Raw genomic sequence first — 25,989 nt, 5'->3', positions numbered from 1 at the left:
TAAAGAGAGAGGAAATTATTCTGGCAATAGCATCTTTGGTGCAAATAATCATAAAAATAAAGAAAATGACCTCCTTTTTTTTATACTTAATCTTCATTTATTATGGCCTTATTTGTTGCATTTATTTCCACACCATATTGGTCAATTGTTTTCCATTTAATTAGCCCATCTTTTTTGATTATTTTTTGTATTATATTTTTTAAATGGTGGTATAGTTTTACTTTTTTCAATCAATACAACACTTTCAGAATTGACATTAAGTAAAGTAATAAAATAAGGCGTAGGATTGTTGACAATAAATTCATTATTTTTATTTTTTAGAAACTCGATCTTTTTATAAGCATCTTTTACACCTTTTTCTATTGATATAGGTCTATATATTAAGTTATAAACGGAATTCATTGATATATGTAATAAATTTTTATTTTCATCTGAATTAGATAGCAATGGTATTCTTTTAATGTTTATTCTATACAGTGTTTCTCGGTCTTTTTTTCTATTTCATCTGTTTTGAAAATTTTTAAAGAATAGTTTTCATCCTTCTCTATTTTAAAGAGTGGGGGAGTGATCATAAAAGGTAATTCAGTCTCATTACTTTCATCATAATGTGAAATCCAGCTTTGTATAAAATAGTCATTAGTCGTGTTATTTTTTATTTCAATAATCTCCTGGTTTTTGCTTTCAATAAAAATAAATTTATCCTTATTTATTTCTATGGAAGCGTAACTATAAGTAGAGAGGATTATAAATAGAGATAGTATGGCGGTTTTTATTTTTCTAATCATTTTCTATTGTTGTACGGTAAAGTTATATTATTATTTATAAATAAGGGATGTTAAAACAAAGCTGGAATACCAGCTTTGTTGATTTTTAAGATCTTAATCTACAGCAACATCACTATAAATAACATCAAATGATAAGCTAGATCTTACTAAACCCGGGGTAGCATTTAATCCATTTTGTTTCATATAATTAACTTCAAATAAAAAATCTGCAGTCTTAGTATCTTTATCAATATTTAAATTAAATGCTTTCGGTTTTTCATTTAATTCAATAATATTTTTATCCGCATCAAAAATGGCAATATCAACATTGCTGCCATTGTCTGCTTGATTTTTTAATAATTTTTTTGTTTGTTTTGGAATTTTTAACTGAATATTAGCAAGATCCTCATTACAATTGGAAAATTGAATGGCAAGCGGTTGGGCATCTGTTTTTGCTATATGGTCATCGCCAAAATGATTTGCTTGAACTGGCGGTAATTCAACAGGTTGTATATCTTGTAATTGACAAGTGGGATTTGCTGTAACAGAACCATTAATCGTAATTGTGCCTACATTTTTCTCTGTATATTCAACCGCATTTGATTGAGCTGATAAAAAAGTTGTAGATAGAATGAGTATTGAGAGTAAATTTTTTTTCATTTCAAATTCCATTTATTGGATTAATAAAACTATTTAATTGTTTCTATATTCATTGAAACAATTAAATGTTATTAATTTCCTTTTTATAAATCAAATTGATTTTTAATTAATATATTTATCATTAATATGAATAAAAAAATAAATAATAAAAAATGGCTATAAAAATAATTTTTATTTAGCTATTGATTCGAAAGTTTGATTAATCTTGGTGTTTTTCTCTATCAAGGTGTTTTAATTATAAATTAATAGCGTGTTTTTTATAAAAGAGGAATTGATACGAAAATAATACTGGTAAATATAGATATAAAAAAAGCACCTAGTTAGGTGCTTTTATAAAAAGATAAAATTAATTATTTTGCGGTAATATTTTTTGTACTAATTACAGTATCTATTTCTTTTTGTGCTTGTAGATGAGATTGCTGTGCGTACTCTTCACCAAAGGCTGTACCTTCAGCCATAATAAATTGTACATCATTGATACCGATAAAAGCTAAAAACTGTGTAAGGAATGGAACAATCAAATCAGAAGGCTTATCTTTATGAACACCACCACGACTTGTTAATACAACAGCCTGTTTGTTTTCGAGTAAACCAACAGCCCCCGCTTCTGTATAAGTAAATGTTTCGCCTGCACGAGCAATAAAATCGATATAATGTTTTAATTGCGCTGAAATTGAGAAGTTATACATTGGTGCAGCAATCACAATCATATCGTGTGCTTTTAATTCATTAATCAGTTCATCTGATAAAGCTCTAGCTGATTTTTGCTCATCAGAGAGTATGGAAACATCTTTGCCAAAGGCAAATAAGGTGGCTTGATCTAAAGCAGGTACAGGATCTTTAGCGAGATCACGTACAGTAATCAGGTCATCTTTATGGTTTTTTTGCCAATTTTCAATTAAGTAATCGGTCATTTTATTACTGTGTGAATAGCTATCTAAAATGCTGGATTTCAGTACAAGGATCTTTTTCATTATTTTCTCGTGGTCTATAAAATGTTCTATTTATTTAAATTTATTAGTTAATAGTAGTTTACCCAATCTTTAAAATATCACATCACAATCCTTTGAATATGCTATTCAAAATTATTGATTATATGAAATCATATACTAAGAAATTTAATCAAGCCTTTATGTGCAAATAGCCTGTTGTGATATTATGAACTCAATAGTTTTGATTAGAATAACCTCAAAAAGGATAATAAAAGGTGACATTATCATCTGCCACGCTCTATCAAGAAATAGAGCAATTATCGTTGCGGGAGCAGCAGCGATTAAGAAAACGTCTACGTGGCGTCGCTAAAATTAATAATGAAGAGTCTAAACAAGTGGTATTAAGTGCAATTAAAGAAGATATTAATACGGCACAACAGATGATAATTCGCCGTCGTGCTAATTGTCCTGAAATTACTTACCCAGAAAACCTGCCTGTTAGTCAAAAGAAAGATGCCATTTATAATGCAATAAGAGATAACCAAGTTGTTATTATTGCTGGGGAAACTGGCTCTGGCAAAACAACACAGATCCCTAAAATTTGTCTTGAATTAGGACGAGGGATCAAGGGGTTTATTGGACATACTCAGCCTCGTCGTTTAGCTGCACGTTCAGTAGCTGAACGTATCGCTCATGAATTAAAAAGTACGTTAGGCGGATCTGTAGGTTATAAGGTTCGCTTTAGTGATCATGTTGGTGATAATACCCTCGTTAAGCTAATGACAGATGGTATTTTATTGGCTGAATTACAGCAAGATAAGCTGTTACTACAATATGACACTATCATTATTGATGAAGCCCATGAACGTAGTTTAAATATCGATTTTATTCTTGGCTATTTAAAGCAGTTATTACCTAAGCGCCCTGATTTAAAAGTCATTATTACTTCTGCAACCATCGATCCTGAACGTTTTTCCAAGCATTTCAATCAAGCACCGATTATTGAAGTATCTGGCCGAACTTATCCTGTTGAAGTGAGATATCGTCCTATTGGTGGTGACGAACTTGATAGTGATAAGGATATGACCGATGGCATTGTTGATGCTATTGACGAATTAAGCAGAGAAAGTGCGGGTGATATTCTTATTTTTATGAGCGGTGAGCGAGAAATTCGTGACACTGCTGATGCGCTGAATAAATTACAACTTCGCCATACTGAAGTATTACCTTTATTTGCCCGTTTATCTAACAGTGAACAAAACCGAATTTTTCATCCTCATAATGGCAGGCGCATTATTTTAGCCACTAACGTTGCCGAAACTTCATTAACTGTGCCGGGTATTAAGTACGTTATTGATACCGGTTTTGCGCGTGTTAGTCGTTATAGTTATCGCACTAAAGTACAACGACTTCCAATAGAGCCTATTTCTCAAGCTTCAGCAAATCAGAGAAAAGGGCGTTGTGGTCGTGTTTCTGATGGTATTTGTATTCGTCTTTATTCAGAAGATGATTTTATTTCTCGTTCTGAATTTACGGATCCTGAAATATTAAGAACTAACCTTGCATCTGTTATTTTGCAAATGACGTCGATAGGGTTAGGTGATATTAGTGCTTTCCCATTTGTACAGCCACCTGATAAACGCAATATTCAGGATGGTGTTCGTTTATTAGAAGAACTAGGCGCGTTACAAGACGAAACCGACCACAATGGTGCTTATCGTTTAACCCCAATGGGGAAACAACTTGCACAACTTCCTATTGATCCTCGTTTGGCGAGAATGGTACTTGAGGCACGTAAATATGGTGCAGTAAAAGAGTTGATGGTTATTACATCCGCACTTTCAATTCAAGATCCGCGTGAAAGACCGATGGATAAACAGCAAGCTTCTGATGAAAAACATCGACGCTTCCAAGATAAAGATTCTGATTTCTTGTCTTTTTTAAATATGTGGGATTATTTAAAAACTCAACAAAAAGAGTTGAGCCATTCCCAATTTAGAAAGCTATGTCGCCAAGAATTTTTAAATTTTATGCGTGTTCGAGAATGGCAAGATGTCTATACGCAATTGCGACAAGTTGTTAAAGAATTAGGTTTTCCTGTTAATAGCGAACCCGCTGATTTTAGAAGTATTCACGTTGCTCTACTCAGTGGCTTGTTGTCACATATTGGTCAAAAAGATGCCGATAAACAAGAATTTACGGGTGCGAGAAATGCTCGTTTTTCTATTTATCCTGGCTCTGGTTTATTTAAAAAACCACCAAAATGGACAATGGTGGCAGAGTTAGTCGAGACGTCTCGTTTATGGGGACGAATCGCGGCGCGCGTTGAACCTGAATGGATTGAACCTATAGCCGAACATTTAGTGAAACATCACTATAGCGAACCACATTGGTCAAAAGCGCAAGGCGCTGTAATGGCTAATGAAAAAGTTACGTTATATGGTTTACCTATTGTTTCCTCTCGACCTATTAATTATAGCCAAATTGATCCGTTATTATGCCGTGAGCTTTTTATTCGTCATGCGTTAGTAGAAGGTGATTGGCAAACTCGTCATGTATTTTTCCGTGAAAATTTAAAATTACGGACTGAAGTGGAAGAGTTAGAGCATAAATCTCGTCGTCGAGATATTCTTGTCGATGATGAAACAATGTTTACTTTCTATGATCAACGAATACCACAATATGTTGTTTCGTCACGTCATTTTGATAAGTGGTGGAAAGAGGCACAAAAGGCATCACCTGATCTGCTTAACTTTGAAAAAAGTATGCTTATCAAAGATGATGCCAAACGTGTTAGCGCACTAGATTATCCAAATTATTGGCATCAAGATAATTTAAAATTACGCTTAACTTATCAATTTGAACCGGGTACAGCGGCTGATGGTGTCACTGTTCATATTCCATTACCGATTTTAAATCAGGTAAAAGATGAAGGTTTTGATTGGCAAATTCCAGGTATTCGCCATGAATTGATAGTGGCCTTAATTAAGTCATTACCAAAGCCTATCCGTCGTAATTTTGTACCAGCACCTAATTATGCTTCTGCTTTTTTAGAACGTGTCCCTCAAGTTGAAGGCGGCTTACTCGATAAACTCGAAAACGAATTACGCCGAATGACAGGAGTGACCGTTGATAGAGAGAGTTGGCAACTTGACCAAGTTGCTGATCACTTAAAAATGACATTCCGTGTTGTTGGCGATAAAAATAAAACGCTGGCAGAAAGTAAAGATCTCAATAAATTAAAAGAGAACTTAAAGGAAAAAGTGCAAGAAACATTATCAGCAGTAGCGGATGATGGTATCGAACAACAAGATTTACATATTTGGAGTTTTGGTGATTTGCCTCAGCGTTATGAGCAAAAACGGGGTGGCTATTCAGTGAAAGCTTATCCAGCACTCGTTGATGAAAAAAACAGTGTGGGTATTAAGCTTTTTGAAACAGAATCTGAGCAGCAAGCTTCAATGTGGGAGGGAGTAAGACGACTATTATTATTAAATATTCCGTCACCGATAAAATACCTACATGAGAAATTACCAAATAAAGCAAAACTTGGTCTTTACTTTAACCCTTATGGCAAAGTGTTAGATCTCATTGATGATTGTATTGCTTGTGGTGTTGATAAATTAATGGCGTCTTATGGTGGTTTAATTTGGCAAGAAGATGAGTATCAAAAACTGCAAGAATATGTCAGAGCTGAACTAAACGATGCTGTGGTTGAAATAGCAAAACAAGTTGAATCTATTTTGACTCAAGTTTTTGCCATCAATAAACGTTTAAAAGGGCGGGTGGATATTAGCGTTGCTTTTGCATTGTCTGATATTAAAGCTCAACTTGGTCAGTTAGTTTTCCCTGGTTTTGTTACCTCTCATGGATGGAAACGTCTTGCGGATATTCCTCGTTATTTGAGTGCAATTGAAAAACGAATGGAAAAACTGGCCATTGATCCTAATCGCGATCGCGCTCAAATGAGCCGAGTTGAAAATGTTATTCAACAGTGGCAACAGTGGTTAGGTAAGCTAACAGAGAAACAAAAGCAGCAAGAGGAAGTGCAAAATATTCGTTGGATGATAGAGGAACTGAGAGTAAGCCTGTTCGCTCAACAGATAGGTACACCGTATCCAATATCAGATAAACGTATATTGCAGGCGATGGAACAAGTTAGTTTTAACTAATTTAATAGTGACATGATCAGACCCACAAGAACTCATGCTTCTTGTGGGTTTTTTATTGCCTAACTAATAAATAGCTAGCTATTTATTAGTTACAACATGCAATGTATTTCTTAATTTATAAATACCTAACCATCGATGTTAAAAAAACAGCTTAGCAGGGGATTTTTTTTGATTTAAGTGAAATAAATTTTTGGAGAGAAGTAAGGGAAAGGTAAGAGAGGCACTGTTTTTCGAGTACCTCTCAGATTGTCTTTAGTAAATAGTTAAGTAGCCTAATGCCGGAATAGCGCCGAATAAGACCAGTGCTAACAGAATTCGCTCACTTATATGCAATGGTTTTTTATCTTTATACTGCTTGCGTGTATATAAAAACATTAGGATACCCGGTGCATACAGAACGACAGAGAGTAATAAATTAATAACACCTGATGCATAAAGTAGCCATAAACCGTAAAGACTTGCAGGTATGGCTATTAATAATAAAGCACGACTACTGCGTGCAATTGCCACTTTAAATAAAAATGCCCCAACGAGAAAGTAAGGAACAAGGATCATCTCTGATGCAATGGTCAATAATGTATTGTAGTTACTTCCCGTCAACCAAATTAAAACTAGAGAGAATTGGACTGCACAATTGGTAAACCATAATGAAGATGAAGGCGCATCATTTTTATTCTGCTTCCCTAATTGTTTAGGGAAAGAGTGATGTAGTGCGGCAATATAAGGTACTTCTGCTGCCATAATTGTCCAACTTAAATAAGCACCACATACAGAGAGAATAAGACCCGCTGCAATAATTATCTCGCCTATGTTACCAATAAGCTGAACAAGTAACGGCGCCATTGACGGGTTTTTCATTGCCGCCAATTCTGCTTGGCTAACTAAACCTTGCGATAATAAAGTGACAAGAATATAGATAACTAATGCGATGACAACGGCGAGTACTGTTGCTAAACCAACATCACGACGATTTTTAGCTCTTGCGGAAACTACGACCGCACCTTCAATACCAATAAATACCCACAGTGTAATCAACATGGTATTTTTGACTTGATCCCAAACAGGGACACCCAGATTTACACCTTTAAAATCAAGGGTAAATATATCCATATTGAAAGCTAATAGGGCGACAATAACAAATAACCCTAAAGGAAGGAGTTTTGCCATTGTCGCCATTAAATTAATGCTGGCTGCAGTTTGAACACCACGTAATACAAGAAAATGGACAACCCAAAGCAAGATTGACTCTCCAATTAATGCTTGCCATGTATTCCCATCACCAAAAATAACGTTCTCTGGTGTATCTGTAAAAAAACTAAAGGCAGCAAAAACAATAACAAGATAAGAAACGTTAGCAACAACAGCGCAGACCCAATAACCCCATGCTGAACAAAAACCAATAAATTCACCAAACCCTTCTTTCGCATAGGTAAAAATGCCACCATCAAGATCAGGTCGAAGGCGCGAGAGGAGTAATAAAGATGTAGCAAGAAAGAGGATACCAATGCCAGTTATCACCCAGCCAATAATCAATGCGGCAGGGCTGGCAACTTCGGCCATATTTTGAGGCAAACTGAATACACCTGCACCAACCATTGAGCTTAATACTAACGCGGTGAGTGATATTAAGCCAAGTTTCTTATTCAAGGATAATTACCTACGTGATTAAAATTGTAAATAAATAGCGTATTTTCTTGTTTTTTGGTCAGTAAATAGAATAAATATGAATATCTCAAATTTAAATAAAGATAAAAACACTAAAAAACAGCGAGATTTTACGGAGAGTTGACTTGGTTGTCTATGCATTAAATCATAAAAATTATGCACTTTTACAAAATGAGGTTGGTTTTGATGATATTTTGAGTAAAAAAAACCTCGCATCAGCAAGGCTTTTTAACTAGGAAGTTTTATTACTTGAATAGGTCAGCGGTAATAGTGACTGTACCACCATCACTTTGCCATTCATTTGTAATATGGTAATACTTGGCACCTTTTGCAGCTGCACGTTTAGCAACCTGATAAGAAATCTCTGGTGAGTTTACAAAGTATCCGCTAAATGTAATGGTATCAAATGGGTCCATTAATGCAGCAGCAGCTTTATTGACTTCTTGGATTTCAGTACCATCAGGTAATGTGACAGTGTAACGACCACTAGCACCCGAAGTTTGTGTATCAGCAAATGTTCCTACACTTCTATCAAAATCAGTGTTTGATGCAAGACCTGGTTTCTCAACTTTATTGGCAGCGGCTCCGCCTTCTGCTATAAGTGCGCGACCTGCATCTGAGTCATAAGGAACGACGGCCTCTGGTGCTTGAATTGCACGTTTTGGCGCATCTTTTTTGTAGATATAAGCTGTTACTTCTTGGTTACCACCATCATTTGTTGATACGTTACGTACAATAAAGAATGATGCAGCACCTTTTTTAGCTGCCGCTTTTGCAATTGCATCGTTAATATCAGGGGTTGTAGGGTAGTAACCGCGGATAGAAACTGTATCAAATGGTTGTAGCAGAATTGCTTCAGGTTTTGGTAGTTCTTTCACGCCATGAAAGACGCGATAGCTTTCTTGATCTGCTTTGGGTGCATCTTTATGGTATAGATCAGCAGTAACACTCATGTTGCCGCTATCACTAATATCATCTAGGCCTTGAATATAGAAACTATCAGCACCGACTTTATCCGCACGACGAGATACCGCATCAGCGGCTTCATAAATAGCGTTAAAACGACCGATAACTGTAATTCTTTCAAATGGTTTTAGTTCTGCAGCTTGTTCGGGTGTTAATTCCTGAGCAGCCTGCGCAACAGTGATATTAGTTAAAGACAACATCGCTGCTGCGATGACTGAGGTTTTCAGCTTCATACAAAATCCTTCCGCCTTGCGCAATTAATATTGGTCATGTGCTGAACGTCGTGGTTTATCACATAGGGATTAATTATTACATGTAATAATAGCATTTGTCGCATTATTTTATTTAGCGAATCACCACAGAGTCAAATGACCAGTATATGTTACCAGATATTTACCTGAATATAGTGAATAATTCATAAATATGCCTTTTCGACTAAAATGATCTAATTAAGTTCAATTTTAGCTTTACACAGATATAGATTATTGGTTTTATTTTCAGTAGGTTATTAGAACTCCGATTAATGGTATGCATATTATTATTTTTAACATTTTTTTTGCATGAATGTGAAGTTAACGGAGAAGTTTTAACAGAACTCTATGGATAAGAAGGGAAAATTATGCGAATTGGTATACCCAAAGAGCGACTTTCTAATGAAACAAGGGTTGCAGCTACACCAGCTACAGTGACTCAACTCATAAAATTAGGATTTACAGTCGCAGTTGAAAATGGCGCAGGTATTGCCTCAAGCTTTGAAGATAAAGCTTATCAGGACGCCGGTGCCGAGATCCTCGCTCTTCAAGATGTTTGGGAATCAGACATTATTTTGAAGGTAAATGCACCACTGGATAATGAAATTACATTGCTACAAGATGGCGCGACACTGGTAAGTTTTATTTGGCCAGCTCAAAATGCGGCATTACTCGAAAAGTTAGCTGAAAAGAATATTAACGTGATGGCAATGGATAGTGTGCCACGTATTTCTCGTGCACAATCTCTTGATGCGTTAAGTTCAATGGCAAATATTGCAGGCTACCGTGCTGTTGTAGAAGCTGCCCATGAATTCGGAAGATTCTTTACTGGACAAATTACCGCCGCAGGTAAAGTGCCACCAGCTAAAGTGATGGTTATTGGTGCTGGAGTTGCAGGTCTTGCTGCGATTGGTGCCGCAGGAAGTCTTGGTGCAATTGTTCGCGCATTTGATACTCGCCCTGAAGTTAAAGAGCAAGTTCAAAGCATGGGTGCTGAATTCCTTGAGCTTGATTTTAAAGAGGAAGCGGGTAGTGGTGATGGCTATGCTAAGGTGATGTCAAAAGCATTTATTGATGCTGAAATGGCATTATTTGCAGAACAAGCAAAAGATGTTGATATCATCATTACAACGGCATTAATTCCAGGAAAACCCGCTCCTCGTTTAATTACGAAAGAGATGGTCGATTCAATGAAGCCAGGAAGTGTTGTAGTCGACCTTGCGGCTCAAAATGGTGGCAACTGCGAATATACCGTGCCTAATAAAGTCTTTACGACAGAACATGGTGTAAAAATCATTGGTTACACTGATTTAGCTGCTCGTTTACCAGCACAGTCATCTCAACTTTATGGTACTAACTTAGTTAATCTATTGAAGTTATTGTGTAAAGAAAAAGACGGTAATATCAATATTGATTTTGATGATGTTGTCATCCGTGGTGTGACTGTAATTCGTGCGGGTGAAGTAACATGGCCAGCTCCACCAATTCAAGTTTCAGCACAACCTAAAGTTGCTCCTGCCGCAAAACCACAAGAAAAACCCGTTGCTAAACCAGTTTCACCTTGGAAGAAATACAGTTTATTAGCGATAGCCTTTTTATTGTTTGCATGGCTTGCAAATGTTGCACCGAAAGAGTTTTTATCTCACTTTACGGTATTCGCACTTTCTTGTGTTGTAGGTTATTACGTTGTTTGGAATGTAAGTCATTCATTGCACACGCCATTAATGTCAGTGACAAATGCAATTTCAGGCATTATCGTCGTTGGTGCTTTACTCCAAATTGGTAGTGGTGGCTGGGTTAGCCTATTTTCGTTTATCGCAATATTGATTGCGAGTATTAATATTTTTGGTGGATTTACTGTTACTCAACGTATGTTGAAAATGTTCCGTAAAGGATAAGGGAGACAATTATGTCCAGCGGAGTTGTTACAGCGGCATATATTGTCGCCGCAATATTATTTATTTTCAGCCTTGCCGGCTTATCAAAGCATGAAACCTCTAAACAAGGTAACTACTTTGGTATTGCAGGGATGGCAATTGCATTGTTCGCAACCATTTTCGGGCCTTATGCTGGCAATGTGGGTTGGATCATTATTGCAATGGTAATCGGTGCCGTTATTGGTATTCGTTTAGCTAAAAAAGTCGAAATGACTCAAATGCCAGAATTGGTCGCAATCTTACACAGCTTTGTAGGTTTAGCGGCAGTTTTAGTGGGCTTTAACAGTTATCTTGACCACAATACAGCAATGGATCCTGTCATGGTGAATATCCACCTAACAGAAGTCTTTTTAGGGATCTTCATTGGTGCTGTTACATTTACGGGTTCGATTGTCGCTTATGGTAAATTAAGTGGGAAAATGTCATCTAAACCGATGATGTTACCTAATCGTCATAAATTAAATCTTGCAGCTTTAGTGGTTTCTTTTTTATTGATGGTTTGGTTTGTTAAAACTGACAGTGTTGGTTTACAAGTTTTCTTAATCATCATAATGACTGTGATTGCCTTGGCATTTGGTTGGCATTTAGTTGCGTCAATTGGTGGTGCGGATATGCCAGTTGTTGTTTCGATGCTGAACTCTTACTCAGGATGGGCAGCAGCAGCAGCAGGCTTTATGTTAAGCAATGACTTGTTAATTGTAACGGGTGCATTAGTGGGTTCTTCAGGTGCTATCCTTTCTTATATTATGTGTAAGGCGATGAATCGCTCTTTTATTAGCGTAATAGCGGGCGGATTTGGTACTGATGGCTCAGCGTCAACAGAAGAAGGCGAAATGGGTGAGTACCGCGAAACAACCGCAGAAGAAGTGGCTGATATGCTGAAAAACTCAACCTCAGTTATTATCACTCCAGGTTATGGATTAGCGGTTGCTCAAGCACAATACCCTGTTCATGATATTACTGAAAAATTACGCCAGCGTGGTGTGAAAGTGCGTTTTGGTATTCACCCAGTAGCAGGGCGTTTACCGGGTCACATGAATGTGTTGTTAGCAGAGGCTAAAGTGCCTTATGACGTTGTATTAGAAATGGATGAAATCAATGATGATTTCTCCGACACTGATACAGTCTTGGTTATTGGCGCTAACGATACAGTAAACCCAGCGGCACAAGATGATCCAAATAGCCCAATTGCAGGTATGCCAGTATTAGAAGTGTGGAAAGCGCAAAATGTTATTGTGTTTAAACGTTCAATGAATACCGGTTATGCAGGGGTTCAGAATCCACTATTCTTTAAAGAGAATACACAGATGTTGTTTGGCGATGCTAAAGCCAGTGTGGATGCAATTTTAAAAGCACTGTAATAGATACAGATAGCGAATAGCAAAAAGCCAGTCAAAATTTTGACTGGCTTTTTTATTTAGTATACAGAGAGTTTAATCGTGATCACTATCAACAGTAATAGGGCAGGTAAAACCATCAGGTTTGATAGCCAATAAATCACATTTGATATGATCAATCAGTTGCTCCGCAGTATTTCCTAAAAATGCGGCTGAAAGCCCCGTCCTTCCTAAAATACCCAAAACAACAATGCCAGCATTTAACTCTTCACAAACTTGAGGGATCACTTGTTCTGGCAATCCTTCTTTAACATGTGTTTTCTCTTCGGGAATGCTGAATTTCTGGCGAAGTTCCTTCATCGCAATAAGGTGTTGACCACGTAGTGCATTGTTATAAAGATTAGGATCAAAATCAGGTAGCTCAATCGCAATATTAATCGGCGCAACGGGATAGGCGCTAAGTAAATGAACATCAGGATCTTTTTGTATGCGATGAGATAAGTCGGTTGTTAGCTCAATCAGTTTCAGATTAAGGGCATCATGATAAGATTCTTCATTCGATAAATTTGCAGCGACAACGATAGTACCGTATTCAGGCCACTCTTTATCTTTGACCATCCAAACAGGGCAAGGACATTTTCTAAGCAATTGCCAATCCAGAGGCGTAAAAATGAGTGAACCTAATTTATCATGTTGGTGAGCCATTTTTATGAGTAAGTCATGTTGATGTGCAACAACTTCTTCAATAATGGCTTCATAGGGGCGATTATGCCAAATGACTTTTATATCAATCTCTATACCCGCTTCAAGGTAATAGCGTGCTTGTTGTTTGATCCAAGCTGCCTTTTGGCTGATAACACCTTTACGCATTGCATTACGTTCATCGGGAGATAAAAGGGTTGTCATGTCATAAGAGAGATCATAAACAGGTAGAAAAGCTTTTATCCGCCCACCATTACGCTGAACGATATAGACAGCACGGCGAAGTGCTGGTTGGTCATCTTGGTTAGGATCAATGACAACGAGAAGGTTTTGATATTTTTCCATTGTAATATCCTCTTTAGGGCTGGATTTATCCATCTACAATTTAAAGATAACCCAAGAAGATAAAATGCAATAGTACAAAATAGAAAACGGGGCACAAATTTGTGTGCCCCGTTATAAAATTAGCGTGTGAAATGTAACAGATTAAACTTCAACTGATGAAGGAAGTTTTCCTGCAAGTTCACTTAACAGTGTACTATCTTCGATAGTAATGTATTTGCCTTTAACGCTTAACATGCCACTTTTCTGGAAGCGACCCAGTAAGCGACTAATTGTTTCGACAGTTAAACCTAAGTAATTACCGATATCACCACGAGTCATGGTTAAACGGAATTCACGAGGAGAAAAACCACGCTGTGCGAAACGGCGTGAGAGGTTATAAATAAAAGCAGCCAGACGTTCTTCTGCATTCTTTTTCGATAGCAGTAAGATCATTTCTTGGTCACCTTTGATTTCACCACTCATTAGGCGCATCATTTGTTGACGTAAGTTAGGCATTTTGCCTGACAGGTCATCCAAAGTTTCGAATGGAATTTCACAGACCATAGATGTTTCTAAAGCTTGTGCGAAACTTGGATGTTCAGTATTAATAATGGCGTCAAAGCCAACCAAATCACCAGCAAGATGAAATCCTGTTATTTGCTCGTCGCCTTCTTCCGTGATGGTATAACTTTTAATTGTACCGGAACGTATGGCATAAAGTGATTTCAGCTCATCACCTGCTTTAAACAAGGTTTGACCTTTCTGGATGGGCTTTTTACGCTCGATAATATTATCGAGTTGATCAAGCTCATGCTCGTTTAAAGTAAACGGGATGCAGAGCTGGCTAATACTGCAATCCTGACAATGGATTGCACAACCGCCAGATTGGATTCGGCGAACGACGCGTTTTTCTGGGATCATAAGCTTGCTCATTACAAATAAAAATATTGATATGCGTCAATTTTAACACATATTGCAGTAATTAGTAAGGGGAATAACGGTACGTGTGGAAATAATTCTGAATGTAACAAAACATGTATCTTGATAAAAACAATGTTTTGCTTAAAGGTCTATTTAGAACAATTTGCGCTAACCCTATACTCAATTGGTATATTATTCGATTTTCTAACGAAGTCATAGTGCTATTACTAAATTATCCTTGTCAAAAGCCAAAAATGAAGAGGCGCTTCAATATTTTCTACCTTTATATTGACATTTTATTTACGTCTCTACCTTAAATTCGTATTTTTTATGCATAACTCTTTATTTTTATAACAAAAAATTAGGTAAAGTTAACTAGATGTATTTTTGATGCAACTTAATGCTACCTTGAATTAGCTTTTCCTTATAAAAAGTGGGGGATATGCAAAGAAGTGCGGAATATTGAAACATTCTGTTACCTCTTTAGTGGTATTGATATACATCAATGAGGGTTTACCACTTTATCTTAGTGCGCTATGTCTTTATGTTGTAGTTGTTTTGATAAAAGGGCATATGAATAAAACCATACTGGCAATTATTGGTTTGTTTGGCATCATCGATATATTTTGTATGGCATCACTGTATTACAACACCTCAATGCTGACATGGATGCACGCAAATACCTATTTTATGTTTATAGGTACATTATTTGCAGCAGGCTCAGTTATTGCACTATCAATAACTGCATTTCGTGTTAAAGCATTTGTGAATGATGAGTTAGCAAAAAGGATTGTAATAGGTGCATTAGTAATTGTTTTCCTTTCTGTAACATTACGTATGACGATACAGCCGTTCTATCTGGAATGGATGTCAGCAGTCATTTCAACAAATGATGGAATAACGTTCCCTCACACGCTTATCATTGCGTATAATGAAACATTCGGATTAAGAATATCTGCATGGCTTATGTCAGTTCTTGGTATTTTAATGATGGGATACAGTGTATGGAAATATCGTAATGCTGTATTTACTTCAGGATTGCGTATGGTGTTAGCAAGTAGCGCAATAATACTGATTGCAGAAATTCTTAATCGTTTTGCATTTTTTATTGTTAAGTAGTGGAGTAGTGATGTATGAGGCGTTTTATTAAGGTAGATCTTCCTCCTGAACCGATTATTAATGATAAATGTGTTAGAAAACGCCTCAAACAAAGCCTATGTGATAGTTGTTCCAAAGTTTGCCCTGTGGGCGCAATCACTTTTGCTCACTTAGATGTAAAAATAGACAATGAACTCTGTTTTCAATGTGGTAATTGTCTATTTACCTGTCCCGTTGACGCGATAGAAAATATCGCGCCTCACGAAAGAACACACCAAGATAATTACCTTGTTGTTAATCATGATGAACCGTTAGCAAGTACAGAAGAATTATTAGTGTGGCATCGCCAATATCAAATTAGAGGAATGAAGATAGCACAGCCTTTAGTGGATAAATGGCTTCCTGTTTTAGCAAACTTAAATCTTCAACTAAAAACATTACAAGAGCCTATTTGGCAATTAATTATCACAGAGCCTACTGATATTGATAGCGGACGTCGTTTTATGCTTTTTCGTCAAAAATTAGATGAAAAGCCGCTCAATAAAAATCAAGTAAGAACAGGATTAAATGCAAGAAAACAACTTTATCCTGAAGATAGTTGGTTCCAGATTCAGTTAGACAAAGACAGCTGTATTCTTTGCTCTGCCTGCGCCAAAGTGTGTGATGAAGGTGCGATTAAACTTGAAAACAATATATTCATGCTTGATGAAAAGCGTTGTACGGGTTGCATGAATTGTGAAGTGGTTTGTTTTCCTAAATCTATCCATGTTAATGAACAAGTTGCTAAAAATAACGAACCAACACACTACCATTATTATAATGCCCACTGTGAAAAATGTCGTTTAGCCTTCTTATCTTGGACTCCAGAAGCAAAATTGTGCCCGATTTGCATACAACATCAGAAGCAAGGTTGGTTATAATCTCTCTCAAATAAACTTAAGTTATTTATTGCTTAATAAGCTCACACCCTTATTGAGGTAAGATGTAATATATTGATTTTATTTGTTTATTATTGAATTTTGAGAGTGAAAAAATAAAATGGGAGCATATGATGAAAACAACTGTTTTACCTGCGGATATGTTAGAAATTGCCATTACAGAGCCAGGTGGTATTGATAAATTACAACCCCAACTATCACCGATACCGTCACTTCCTCCACATTATCTTTTGATCAAAGTTGCAGCTTCTGGTGTAAATCGCCCTGATATTTTTCAACGTCAAGGTAGTTATCCTCCACCAGCAGATGCTTCACCTATTCCAGGTCTTGAAGTTGCTGGAGAGGTTGTCGCATTAGGGGAAAACTGCACTAAATGGCAGTTGGGCGATAGAGTCTGTGCTTTAGTTGCTGGTGGTGGTTACGCTCAATATTGTATTGCGCATGAAGATATCGCATTACCGTCAATGAATTTAACAGACATTGAAGCAGCAGCATTGCCTGAGAATTTATTTACTGTCTGGGCTAATTTATTTCAGTTAGGAAAACTAAAACAAGGTGAATCTGTTCTTATTCATGGTGGAACATCGGGAATAGGATCAACTGCCATCATGCTTGCTCACACAATAGGTGCGACAGTTTATACAACAGTTGGCTCTGAAGAAAAATCTGCCACAGCCCGCGCGCTCGGCGCTGATTATGTCATCAATTACAAACAGGCCGATTTTGCTAAAGAAATTCCTATTTTAACTGAAGGGAAAGGCGTTGATGTTATTCTTGATATTATTGGTGGGGATTACGTAGAAAAAAATTATCAAGTTGCCAGCAAGTTTGGGCGCGTTATACAAGTGGGCATGATGAAAGGAATGCCTAAAAATTTAAATATGATGCCAATGATGATTAAGCGTTTAATTCATACTGGTTCAACGATGCGATCTCGCTCAATAGAAGAGAAGGCACAAATAGCGCAAGAATTAAAACAGCAAGTGTGGCCACTTATTGCTGAAGGAAAAATTAAACCAATCATTAATGCTATTTTTCCATTAAAAGAAGTGGGTAAAGCACATGAGTTAATGGAGTCTGGTGATTTAATTGGTAAGGTGATGCTTGAAATCTTATCTTATAACGGAAAAGAGTAAAAATAAGAGTGCTTAAAACGTATTTGATATAAGAGTAAGCATTTTTTTACTTTCTAAAAAGCGAATATTCCGAAAAACACATGTTAAATATTTCATGTGTTTTTTTATGTATTGAAGAAAAAGTGAATAACATTTAAATAAATAAATTCTTATTTTAGATAAGTAATTTAATATCTATTCTTTTTAATAGACACTAAGCAATAGAAATATTCGTTAATTCTAATTAAGGCGGATTTAAATGTTGACCTTATCAAAAATAATATCACATTTACAGAAATATAACTTAAATCAAAATTGATAGTGAATTTAGGAAACTAACAAATAAAGCTAAATCATTTATCATTAAAGTATCTTTTGCTTAAATCAAATTAGAAAAATATTAACTGATATCAATAAAATAAAGAAGATTCTTACTCATCATGTAGTATATCATTTGAATAAAGATTAATTATTGACGATTAATAAACACAAATCTCATTAAAACAGATAATAAAAATTTATATATAGGTGCGATGATGGCAAATTACAAACAAACCTGTCTGAGTGCTACAGAACGTGTATACCATACCCGAACCATTGAAACTCTTACATGTTATCATCGAGAGATGGCAAAAATACTAATGAATAGTGAGTATTCTTTTCCTAAAGCAAATAAAATGAAAAGAAATAATAGCGAGAGTTTAGACGCTAAAATAAAAAGTAACACTATTGAAAAAAAAGCAGTAGATAATGCTTATGAACGTATTTTAGAAACTTTAAAACAGCAAAATAATTATAATCAATCTGACATTGAACCTTATTTTTCCCATCATCATTCACAAGTGATGCAATTGGCGAAATTTGGTTATCTTTCTGCATTAGCATACAACTCAGATAATGTTTTTAATAACCATTCCCCCTTACTAAAAGAACAAGAAAAGAAAATTACAGATGATCTCTGTAAATTAATCGGTTTCTCATCAGAAGATGCATTTGGTCATATCACAACAAGCCACACTCTTGCTTGCTATGAAATATTATGGGCACTTAGAAATTTAAAAACATTACCAATGGCAATTGCTCGTCATCCAAAATCACGAGATTTGGTTGCAGATAAAAAAGCCTTTGAGTTATTCAATATGTCTGTCACAGATATTTTAGCAATAAGCGAACAACTCAATGAGCGTGGGATTTTTGATGATGTTAGTCATTTAACATGCCGAGGAACGGGCATGACAAAAACAATGCATTTAGGAAAACTGCTTGTTCCTGTTTCCCGTTTCGAATTTTGGAAAAAAGCAATGGATATACTTGGGTTGGGATATGACAACCTTATTGCATTGCCTATTGATGAAACATTTAAAACCGATATTGAAAAAACACGCAGTATTGTTTTTCGCCTGATTGAACAAGGTGAGCCTATTCTTGGTGTTATAGGAATATTAGGCGCACCGTCTTATGGTTGTGTTGATAAGTTAAAACCACTTTTTGAGCTAAGAAAAGAGTGTGAGGAAAAATACAATAATTCATTTTATATCCATATTGATGCATCGCAATTTGGCTATATGAAAAGCTTATTTCTTGATGATAATTATGAAATTATCCCTTATCAGATTTTGTGTGGAAAATTAAAGAAAGAAGCCCCATTACTTGAATTAACATCTGAAATATATGAAAGCATCACACAACTTTCTCTCGCTGACTCTGTCTCTTTTGAACCGTTTCAAGCTGGATTTTCACCATATCCTACGGGTATAGTCTGTATTAAAGATGCGCGTATTAGTCGTTTTTTAACAAATCCCCCTAGATTATGTCCAGAGCAAGCAGATGACGTTCCTGAAATTGATGGTATTCAATCTGCACCAGCAGTGGCGTCTATGTGGAGTGTGCATCAACTCTATCCTTTTACTTCATCTGGATATGGGAAATATGCACAAATTCAATGGGAAACGCGGGTCAAACTTGAGCAGTTTTTTAATCAAGCCGCAGCTTTCGAAAAAGAAGGTGAGCGCTATTATATTCGTATTTTATCTGCATCTGACTTTAATAAACTAAATTTTGCGATTGTAAAGAAAGGAAATAAGGACTTAGAAACGCAAAATGATCTTAATAAAACAATCTATGAAAACTTGGTTATAAAAAGTCATCATAAACAAGATTTAAGTTTATTAACGCTTTGCGCCCGTAATAGTGATGATGCACCAGCGCAGTTTTGTTCTGAGTGTGGTTTTGATAGCAATGAGTGGGAAACCATCAAACACTTAAATTTGTTGCAGCTTACTATAAAAAGTACTGAAATTTGTGATGAACAACAAATTGAAGCTGGATATCAATATATTAAGAAAGTGGTTTTATCTGCATTAGACCAGTAGCGATATCTCTTTTTTATATTTTCTACAATTAAAATAAATTTTGTTAAAAAGCGAAGTAGTGGGTTGTTACTCATTATCTTCGCTTTTTTAAATGGATTAAAGGTGACGGTGTCACTAGTTGTATTGTAAATATGTTCTGTTTTTTGTGAGCATCTAAAGCTAAATGTGTCTATTTTTTATTCATCATTGTTAATTATCTTCTTTTATTTTTATTGATAGCACGTAAAAGCAAGATAGAGAATGATAATCATTCATAATTAAGACTATGTTTGAAAAATATAATCATAGATAAATCATATTGTTAATAAGAAAGATAATTTAGATGTGTATTTAGATATATCTAAAACTTGATCATTTAGATATATCGGATTATATTACACTCTATGAATTCGATATATCTAAAACAATGAGGGAATATTTATGATGATTCGAGCATTAAACTCACTTTATCAACAGCGTGCTGAAAATGGCGGACATGGTCACGGAAAAGGGTGTTGTGGAGGTAAAGGCAAACATAGCCAGCACCAAGAAAATCATAGCGAGCATTGCTGTCATGGTGAACATGGTCATGGACACGAAGGTCGTGGCGAATGCCGTCATGGTGAACATGGTCATGGACACGAAGGTCGTGGTGAATGCCGTCATGGTGAACACGGTCATGGACACGAAAGTCGTGGTGAGTGTTGTCATGGTGAGCATGGTTCTGAAGGGCATGGAAAACAACATGGTCGTGGATGCGGTGGCAGAGGTAAAGGCCAAGGTCGCCAGTTAAAACGTATGTTTGATCATGGTGATTTGCGCGTTCTGCTACTTAGCATGATCTCGAAAAAACCAAGCCATGGTTATGAAATTATTAGAGAAATAGATGAGGCATCTTCAGGATTATATGTACCTAGCCCAGGTGTTATTTATCCAACGCTAACACTACTTGAAGAGCAAGAGCTATTAGTTGCGACGATTGCTGAAAAAGGCCGTAAAAACTACAGCATTACACCCGAAGGCACTGCATTTTTAGCAGAACATCAGGATATAGATGCCAATATTCAAAAGAAACTGGCTTATGCGAGAGATTTATCTCAAAACACGGGTGGTGTTTCTGAGGAAATTGAATCTGCTGTTGGTAAATTAAAAGCAGTTTTACGCCATAAATTAGTATTAAAAGAGCTCTCTGTGGAAAGAGCAGGACGTATTGCTTCTATTCTTAATGAAGCAGTTGAGAAAATTGAAGCTATCAATGAGGCATTGATCTCAGAGGAAAGGGAAGATGAATAAAACAGATACTCAGCTACAAAATTCAAGAAGAAATAATGAAATAGACAAAGATGATTTGGAAAACAATCCAGCAGTAAAAGAACAAATTTGCCCTAAAATGCCAGTTTCTTATTTTCGTAGAGCGTTACGTAAACCTGGCAGAATATGATAATGATGGACGGAGGTTATAATGATATGACCTCTGTTATTTTCCCTTCAATCAAGCTACTCCTACCCACTTGTTATCATTATAAATGGTTTCTAAATATCAAAGCCCCCTAATTCCTGATAAAACTCTCTTTATCTTCTATCGCTATCTAAGTTAATCCTTAACTTCATTTATTTGTAAACCATCATTTTTTGATGAGGATTACATCGTTTTTCTTAGGTTATTGTACTAACCTCAAAAAAATCACAAATGATTGTGGAAATGTTCCACATTAACTATTATTTTATTTAGCTAGTGAACCCATTATAAAATTTGAAAACTTAAACCAGAGATATGCTTGAAACAATAAATTAAATACTGAATCAAAATAATAAGCGTTTGTAAGTACTTAAACGAGAATAAGTACCTTAGTTCAAACGTAGCCTTACTTATGATGTAGGACGCTAGTCAGCATAAATAATGGCAAAGTGATGAGGTATCGGTTTATTTCTTGTTAAGAATAGAAATAATGATGCGAATAACCGATTGATATTTATAAAAATATTATCGAATAAAAATAACAATACGCTCACCAGATAGAACAATCAATCAACTAAATTGATTGTTATGTATTTGCCGTACCTGTTAAACCAACATTTGCTAATTTAGGAATATTCGAATGAAAGTAAAAGCATTATCTGTTGTGATAAGTTTAATACTCGCTACACCATTATGTGCAAATGCACAAACTGATATAAGTGCTATTGAAGCAAGATTAAATGCACTTGAACAACGTGCAACTGCTGCTGAAGCTAGAGCCGCTGCCGCAGAACAAAAAGCAGCTCGCCTTGAGCAATTAATTAATTCCAACAGCCTATCTAAAACGGATCATGTAAAAACCGTCGGCATGGAGCAACGCGTTGCTATATTAGAAAAGCAATCTGATGAAGCTCAAGCAAAAGTAAACATTGCTCAAACTCAGCTTAATGAAATCCAACAAAAACAATCTGCTCAGCTTGCTAGTACGAAAAATAAAGAAGGTACGGGCTTTTTCTCTACCAATACAAATTGGGGTGATCTCAAATTGTATGGTGACGTTGAATATAATATCGATGCGGCAAGTAAAAAAGGGCAACTAACCTCGATGAGAATGATGCCCGGTAATCAAAAAGACTTTGATGATAATGAAAAATGGTCACTTAACGGGCGTATTTTAATTGGTGTGGATGGTGAACGAGAATTAAAAAACGGCAATTATGCTGGTTTTCGTGCTCAGCCTATGGCTGACATGACAGGTAAAATGAATCTAGATGATGCTGTTTTCTACTTTGGTCAACGCGATAAATGGCAATATAAAATTGGTCGTTATGAAGCTTACGACATGTTCCCTCTAAACCAAGATACATTTGTTGAATATTCAGGTAATACAGCAAATGATTTATATGGTGATGGTTTTGGCTATATCTATATGATGAAAGAAGGGCGAGGTCGTAGTAGTGACGGTGGTAGTATGATGGTTAACACACACTATAACGACTGGTATTTTGAGCTAAATGCTTTAGTTGAAGATGGAACTTCTGTTTTTAAAGACAATGAATATCATGGACGTAAACTTGATAATCGCAAAAATGTTATTTATATGCGTCCTGTTGTTGCATGGCAGAAAGATAATTTAACTATTGCAGGAGCAATAGATGCAAATGTGATAAACAAAGCCTATGGCTATGATGATGAAAATGGAAAATTCCAAGATCAATCGCGACGTACAGGTTATGGCTTAACTGTAAAATGGGACACTTTAGCTAATGATCCTATTAACGGTATTGTTGCAAATTTAAGTGCTGCTTATCTCGACGCTAAAGATGAAAATGATTTTTCTATTGGTAGTAATGTGTTGTGGCGTAAATTTCAACTTGGTTATATTTATGCTCATAATGATATTAAAACTTACTATCACAAAAACGGGAATAGCAGTGGTCAAAATGACACCTATTTAACGCTCAATCCTGGTAAGTACAATATCAACACTGTATTTGCTTCTTATGAACTGCCTAATATTTTAACTATGGATAATTTTAAAACCTATTTAGGTGCTTATTATTCACGTATAGATGGTAAAGACGACATTAATGTAAATAGCAGTGATAAAGATCGTTACGGTGCCCGTATTCGCTTTAAGTATCTATTTTAATTTTATTTTTAGTACTTCTTGTTAGGGATTGATTTTATATAAAGACTTCAAGATACAGCGTATTGTTGGCTAATTGAGGTCTTTATATTTTTATATAGTTTGCTCAGTGTTGGGACATAAAACATCAGATACCCGATAAGAAAAAAGCCTTAACTAACTTTTCAGCTGACCACTCTTTAATGTCTGAAACTTGCCCATCACCAATTTCAACTAAACGTAATTCTCCTACTGCATTTTTGACTACATCAATGGAATTATAGCTGTTGATATTCGTCTTTATTTAGCATCCATCCACGCCAAATAACAGGAGAGTCTGATTTAAAAGGATGTGAAAACTTATATTTACCCAATGCCATATCTTCTGATGAGAGTAACAAACAATGAATATTTAGCATTTGGGCGCAATGATATTCTTGTTCAAAAGCCTCATCGGGTTTTCCTGTTTTCGAATAGTCATCGGGGTAAATTATTTGCATAAGAAATTCCTTTTAATTAAATAGGTTTGTGAAGAACATCCTAACGCTTTATTTAACGACTTGAACCTTTTTCCTATCAATTACATGTTCTCTTTTCTAAGTTGTGAGATCTCTCGATTTTTTGATCTTTTTCGACTAGGTATCTGATTTTGCTCGTGCCATTGTTTTATTTCCTGCCATAATCGATTTAATGTTTACAGACACTTAACTAGCGTATTAAGTGCAAATGATATTTATTAGGAAATCATTCAATGCCTTTTTATATACAAAACAGTAATTCAAATAGTGACAAAACCGATAAGAAAAATAGAACCAAACCACTATTAATCGGCTTAGCCTTAATTCCTTCATTTGTGTTTGCTAATGATCTTTCTCAATTACCGCAAAAAGAACGTGTCGCTTACTTTACGCAAGCGCAGCAAGCGGGGATCACCGGTGTTGCAATTAAAACAAAGCCTGTCCTAGCAAGACCAGCCAAAGAAGGTGAGATCATCACAACGATAATTAAAGGTGAAGGGGTTGAAACAGTTTCAGAACCTGCAAAAGAGGGAGATTGGGTAGTACAAAATATTTGCCCAGAAACAGGTAATGAGGAAATCCTGGTAAGGAAAAACAAATTTATTCAGCGTTATAGCGAAACAGATAAAAATAAGATCAAAATCAATATAACGTCTTATCCTGATAACTATCAGCCTTTTATCCCCAAAGGTATCGAAATGAATTATTTCATTGTACCTGAATCTACACCAGCGTTTGCGATGAAGGCTCCTTGGGGAGAATTACAACGTTTTCAATCGGGCGATGCTATTGTGCAATCCACAACAGATAGCCAAGATGTTTATCGTATTCAAAAGGCGGCATTTGAATGTACTTATACTATTCTTAAACCTGCCAAATTAGCGCAATAATATTGAATCTATCTATGCTGGATTGAATATTAACTTTATAATTCATGGCGTTATAATTATACCCTTATCGAAGATAAGGATATTAAATAGAGAGTAGGTTAAGAAAGTAGGTTAATAAAAGGTAGACGTAATTGGCTTGTTGTCCATTTGCTTTAATAGCTACATTTCGTTAACCTATCTCTATCAATTTCTTCAACTCATTAGGTGAAACCTATTGAACTGATAGCAGGAATGTATTAGCTATTCTCAAATGGAATAGGTACATTAGTCCCATACCAAACAGGAGGAAATACAATGTCTTTAATTAATACCCCAATCAAACCATTCAAAAACATGGCATTTAAAGACGGTCAATTCGTAGAAGTGACTGAAAAGGACGTCGAAGGCAAATGGAGCGTTTTTTTCTTTTACCCTGCAGACTTCACTTTTGTGTGCCCAACTGAATTAGGTGACTTAGCTGATCATTATGCTGAGTTCCAAAAAATGGGCGTAGAAATTTACTCAGTTTCTACTGACACACATTTTACCCATAAAGCATGGCATAGTAGCTCAGAAACTATCGGTAAAATCAAATATGGCATGATTGGCGATCCAACTGGCGCATTAACTCGTAACTTCGAAAATATGCGTGAGAACGAAGGTCTTGCAGACCGTGGTACTTTCGTTGTTGATCCACAAGGTATCATCCAAGCAATTGAAATCACAGCAGAAGGTATTGGCCGTGATGCATCAGACCTGCTGCGTAAAGTTAAAGCTGCTCAGTATGTAGCTAGCCACCCAGGCGAAGTTTGCCCAGCAAAATGGAAAGAAGGTGATGCAACTTTAGCTCCATCACTGGATTTAGTTGGCAAAATCTAAATA

At 36.0% G+C, this 25,989-nt stretch carries 22 protein-coding genes and 1 pseudogene; 12 read left to right on the top strand and 11 right to left on the bottom strand.

Annotation, left to right across the window (positions count from 1 at the left end; genetic code table 11):
- Positions 1-156: 156 nt before the first annotated feature.
- From ACWPWK_RS01160 to ACWPWK_RS01140, 5 genes and pseudogenes are all read right to left on the bottom strand, one after another.
- The gene (locus ACWPWK_RS01160; protein WP_454209232.1) at positions 157-297 is read right to left on the bottom strand and encodes a fimbrial biogenesis chaperone; all 141 of its coding nucleotides are present in this window, start codon (positions 295-297) and stop codon (positions 157-159) included.
- Positions 298-372: 75 nt separating this feature from the next.
- Positions 373-483: pseudogene (locus ACWPWK_RS01155) on the bottom strand (fimbrial biogenesis chaperone); the annotation flags it as partial.
- On the bottom strand, positions 465-785 hold the full coding sequence (locus ACWPWK_RS01150) for a fimbrial biogenesis chaperone (RefSeq protein WP_454208185.1): 321 nt from the start codon (positions 783-785) through the stop codon (positions 465-467). The gene ACWPWK_RS01150 and the pseudogene ACWPWK_RS01155, both read right to left, overlap by 19 nt.
- A 93-nt stretch (positions 786-878) precedes the next feature.
- A complete protein-coding gene (locus tag ACWPWK_RS01145; protein ID WP_454208183.1) occupies positions 879-1,424 on the bottom strand; it encodes a fimbrial protein in 546 nt (181 codons plus the stop codon).
- A gap of 350 nt (positions 1,425-1,774) precedes the next feature.
- Positions 1,775-2,398: an FMN-dependent NADH-azoreductase gene (locus tag ACWPWK_RS01140; RefSeq protein WP_109372267.1), complete on the bottom strand. Its 624-nt coding sequence runs from the start codon at positions 2,396-2,398 to the stop codon at positions 1,775-1,777.
- A 233-nt stretch (positions 2,399-2,631) separates the two neighbouring features.
- Here ACWPWK_RS01140 and hrpA point away from each other — a divergent pair, with 233 nt between their 5' ends.
- Positions 2,632-6,528, top strand: a complete 3,897-nt coding sequence (hrpA, locus tag ACWPWK_RS01135) for an ATP-dependent RNA helicase HrpA (RefSeq protein WP_109372268.1) — start codon at positions 2,632-2,634, stop codon at positions 6,526-6,528.
- 252 nt (positions 6,529-6,780) lie between these two features.
- Here hrpA and ACWPWK_RS01130 read toward each other — a convergent pair whose 3' ends face one another.
- Complete coding sequence (locus ACWPWK_RS01130; RefSeq protein ID WP_109372269.1) at positions 6,781-8,175, bottom strand: basic amino acid/polyamine antiporter; 1,395 nt, start codon at positions 8,173-8,175, stop codon at positions 6,781-6,783.
- A gap of 263 nt (positions 8,176-8,438) precedes the next feature.
- Positions 8,439-9,392: a DUF1471 family protein YdgH gene (ydgH, locus tag ACWPWK_RS01125; protein ID WP_100158325.1), complete on the bottom strand. Its 954-nt coding sequence runs from the start codon at positions 9,390-9,392 to the stop codon at positions 8,439-8,441.
- A gap of 386 nt (positions 9,393-9,778) precedes the next feature.
- On the opposite strand from ydgH, the gene pntA reads away from it, so the two are divergent.
- Together pntA and pntB are read left to right on the top strand one after the other, a co-directional pair.
- Positions 9,779-11,308: a Re/Si-specific NAD(P)(+) transhydrogenase subunit alpha gene (gene pntA / locus ACWPWK_RS01120; RefSeq protein ID WP_109372270.1), complete on the top strand. Its 1,530-nt coding sequence runs from the start codon at positions 9,779-9,781 to the stop codon at positions 11,306-11,308.
- An 11-nt stretch (positions 11,309-11,319) separates the two neighbouring features.
- Complete coding sequence (gene pntB / locus ACWPWK_RS01115) at positions 11,320-12,708, top strand: Re/Si-specific NAD(P)(+) transhydrogenase subunit beta (protein ID WP_109372271.1); 1,389 nt, start codon at positions 11,320-11,322, stop codon at positions 12,706-12,708.
- A gap of 72 nt (positions 12,709-12,780) precedes the next feature.
- Here pntB and uspE read toward each other — a convergent pair whose 3' ends face one another.
- Both uspE and ACWPWK_RS01105 read right to left on the bottom strand, forming a co-directional pair.
- Positions 12,781-13,731: a universal stress protein UspE gene (gene uspE / locus ACWPWK_RS01110; protein ID WP_109372272.1), complete on the bottom strand. Its 951-nt coding sequence runs from the start codon at positions 13,729-13,731 to the stop codon at positions 12,781-12,783.
- A 141-nt stretch (positions 13,732-13,872) separates the two neighbouring features.
- The gene (locus ACWPWK_RS01105; RefSeq protein ID WP_036912995.1) at positions 13,873-14,631 is read right to left on the bottom strand and encodes an FNR family transcription factor; all 759 of its coding nucleotides are present in this window, start codon (positions 14,629-14,631) and stop codon (positions 13,873-13,875) included.
- 462 nt (positions 14,632-15,093) lie between these two features.
- Between ACWPWK_RS01105 and ACWPWK_RS01100 the strand changes: the two genes are divergently transcribed.
- From ACWPWK_RS01100 to ACWPWK_RS01070, 7 genes are all read left to right on the top strand, one after another.
- Positions 15,094-15,750, top strand: coding sequence for a hypothetical protein (locus tag ACWPWK_RS01100; RefSeq protein WP_244185010.1), 657 nt, complete (start codon positions 15,094-15,096; stop codon positions 15,748-15,750).
- A gap of 14 nt (positions 15,751-15,764) precedes the next feature.
- A complete protein-coding gene (locus tag ACWPWK_RS01095) occupies positions 15,765-16,649 on the top strand; it encodes a 4Fe-4S binding protein (RefSeq protein ID WP_109372273.1) in 885 nt (294 codons plus the stop codon).
- A 128-nt stretch (positions 16,650-16,777) separates the two neighbouring features.
- Complete coding sequence (locus tag ACWPWK_RS01090) at positions 16,778-17,803, top strand: NAD(P)H-quinone oxidoreductase (protein WP_109372274.1); 1,026 nt, start codon at positions 16,778-16,780, stop codon at positions 17,801-17,803.
- Between the two features lie 515 nt (positions 17,804-18,318).
- A complete protein-coding gene (locus tag ACWPWK_RS01085; protein WP_109372275.1) occupies positions 18,319-20,154 on the top strand; it encodes a tyrosine decarboxylase in 1,836 nt (611 codons plus the stop codon).
- A 420-nt stretch (positions 20,155-20,574) separates the two neighbouring features.
- Positions 20,575-21,426: a PadR family transcriptional regulator gene (locus tag ACWPWK_RS01080; RefSeq protein WP_109372276.1), complete on the top strand. Its 852-nt coding sequence runs from the start codon at positions 20,575-20,577 to the stop codon at positions 21,424-21,426.
- Positions 21,419-21,574, top strand: coding sequence for a hypothetical protein (locus ACWPWK_RS01075; RefSeq protein ID WP_164996164.1), 156 nt, complete (start codon positions 21,419-21,421; stop codon positions 21,572-21,574). Before ACWPWK_RS01080 ends, ACWPWK_RS01075 begins: the two co-directional genes overlap by 8 nt.
- 658 nt (positions 21,575-22,232) lie before the next feature.
- Positions 22,233-23,744 carry a carbohydrate porin gene (locus tag ACWPWK_RS01070; RefSeq protein WP_109372277.1) on the top strand — a complete coding sequence of 504 codons (1,512 nt, stop codon included), beginning with the start codon at positions 22,233-22,235 and terminating at the stop codon, positions 23,742-23,744.
- Positions 23,745-23,868: 124 nt separating this feature from the next.
- On the opposite strand, the gene ACWPWK_RS01065 is transcribed toward ACWPWK_RS01070, so the two are convergent.
- Both ACWPWK_RS01065 and ACWPWK_RS01060 read right to left on the bottom strand, forming a co-directional pair.
- Positions 23,869-23,949, bottom strand: a complete 81-nt coding sequence (locus tag ACWPWK_RS01065; RefSeq protein ID WP_348272622.1) for a hypothetical protein — start codon at positions 23,947-23,949, stop codon at positions 23,869-23,871.
- Positions 23,950-23,998: 49 nt separating this feature from the next.
- Positions 23,999-24,220, bottom strand: coding sequence for a hypothetical protein (locus ACWPWK_RS01060; protein ID WP_244185011.1), 222 nt, complete (start codon positions 24,218-24,220; stop codon positions 23,999-24,001).
- Positions 24,221-24,471: 251 nt separating this feature from the next.
- On the opposite strand from ACWPWK_RS01060, the gene ACWPWK_RS01055 reads away from it, so the two are divergent.
- Positions 24,472-25,128, top strand: coding sequence for a hypothetical protein (locus ACWPWK_RS01055; protein ID WP_244185012.1), 657 nt, complete (start codon positions 24,472-24,474; stop codon positions 25,126-25,128).
- A 294-nt stretch (positions 25,129-25,422) separates the two neighbouring features.
- On the top strand, positions 25,423-25,986 hold the full coding sequence (gene ahpC, locus ACWPWK_RS01050; protein WP_006536680.1) for an alkyl hydroperoxide reductase subunit C: 564 nt from the start codon (positions 25,423-25,425) through the stop codon (positions 25,984-25,986).
- Positions 25,987-25,989: the final 3 nt, after the last annotated feature.

The organism is Proteus sp. Marseille-Q3619, from assembly GCF_965283115.1.
The sequence above is the reverse complement of the archived record's forward strand: the minus strand, read 5'-3'. Positions and strand labels throughout refer to the sequence as shown.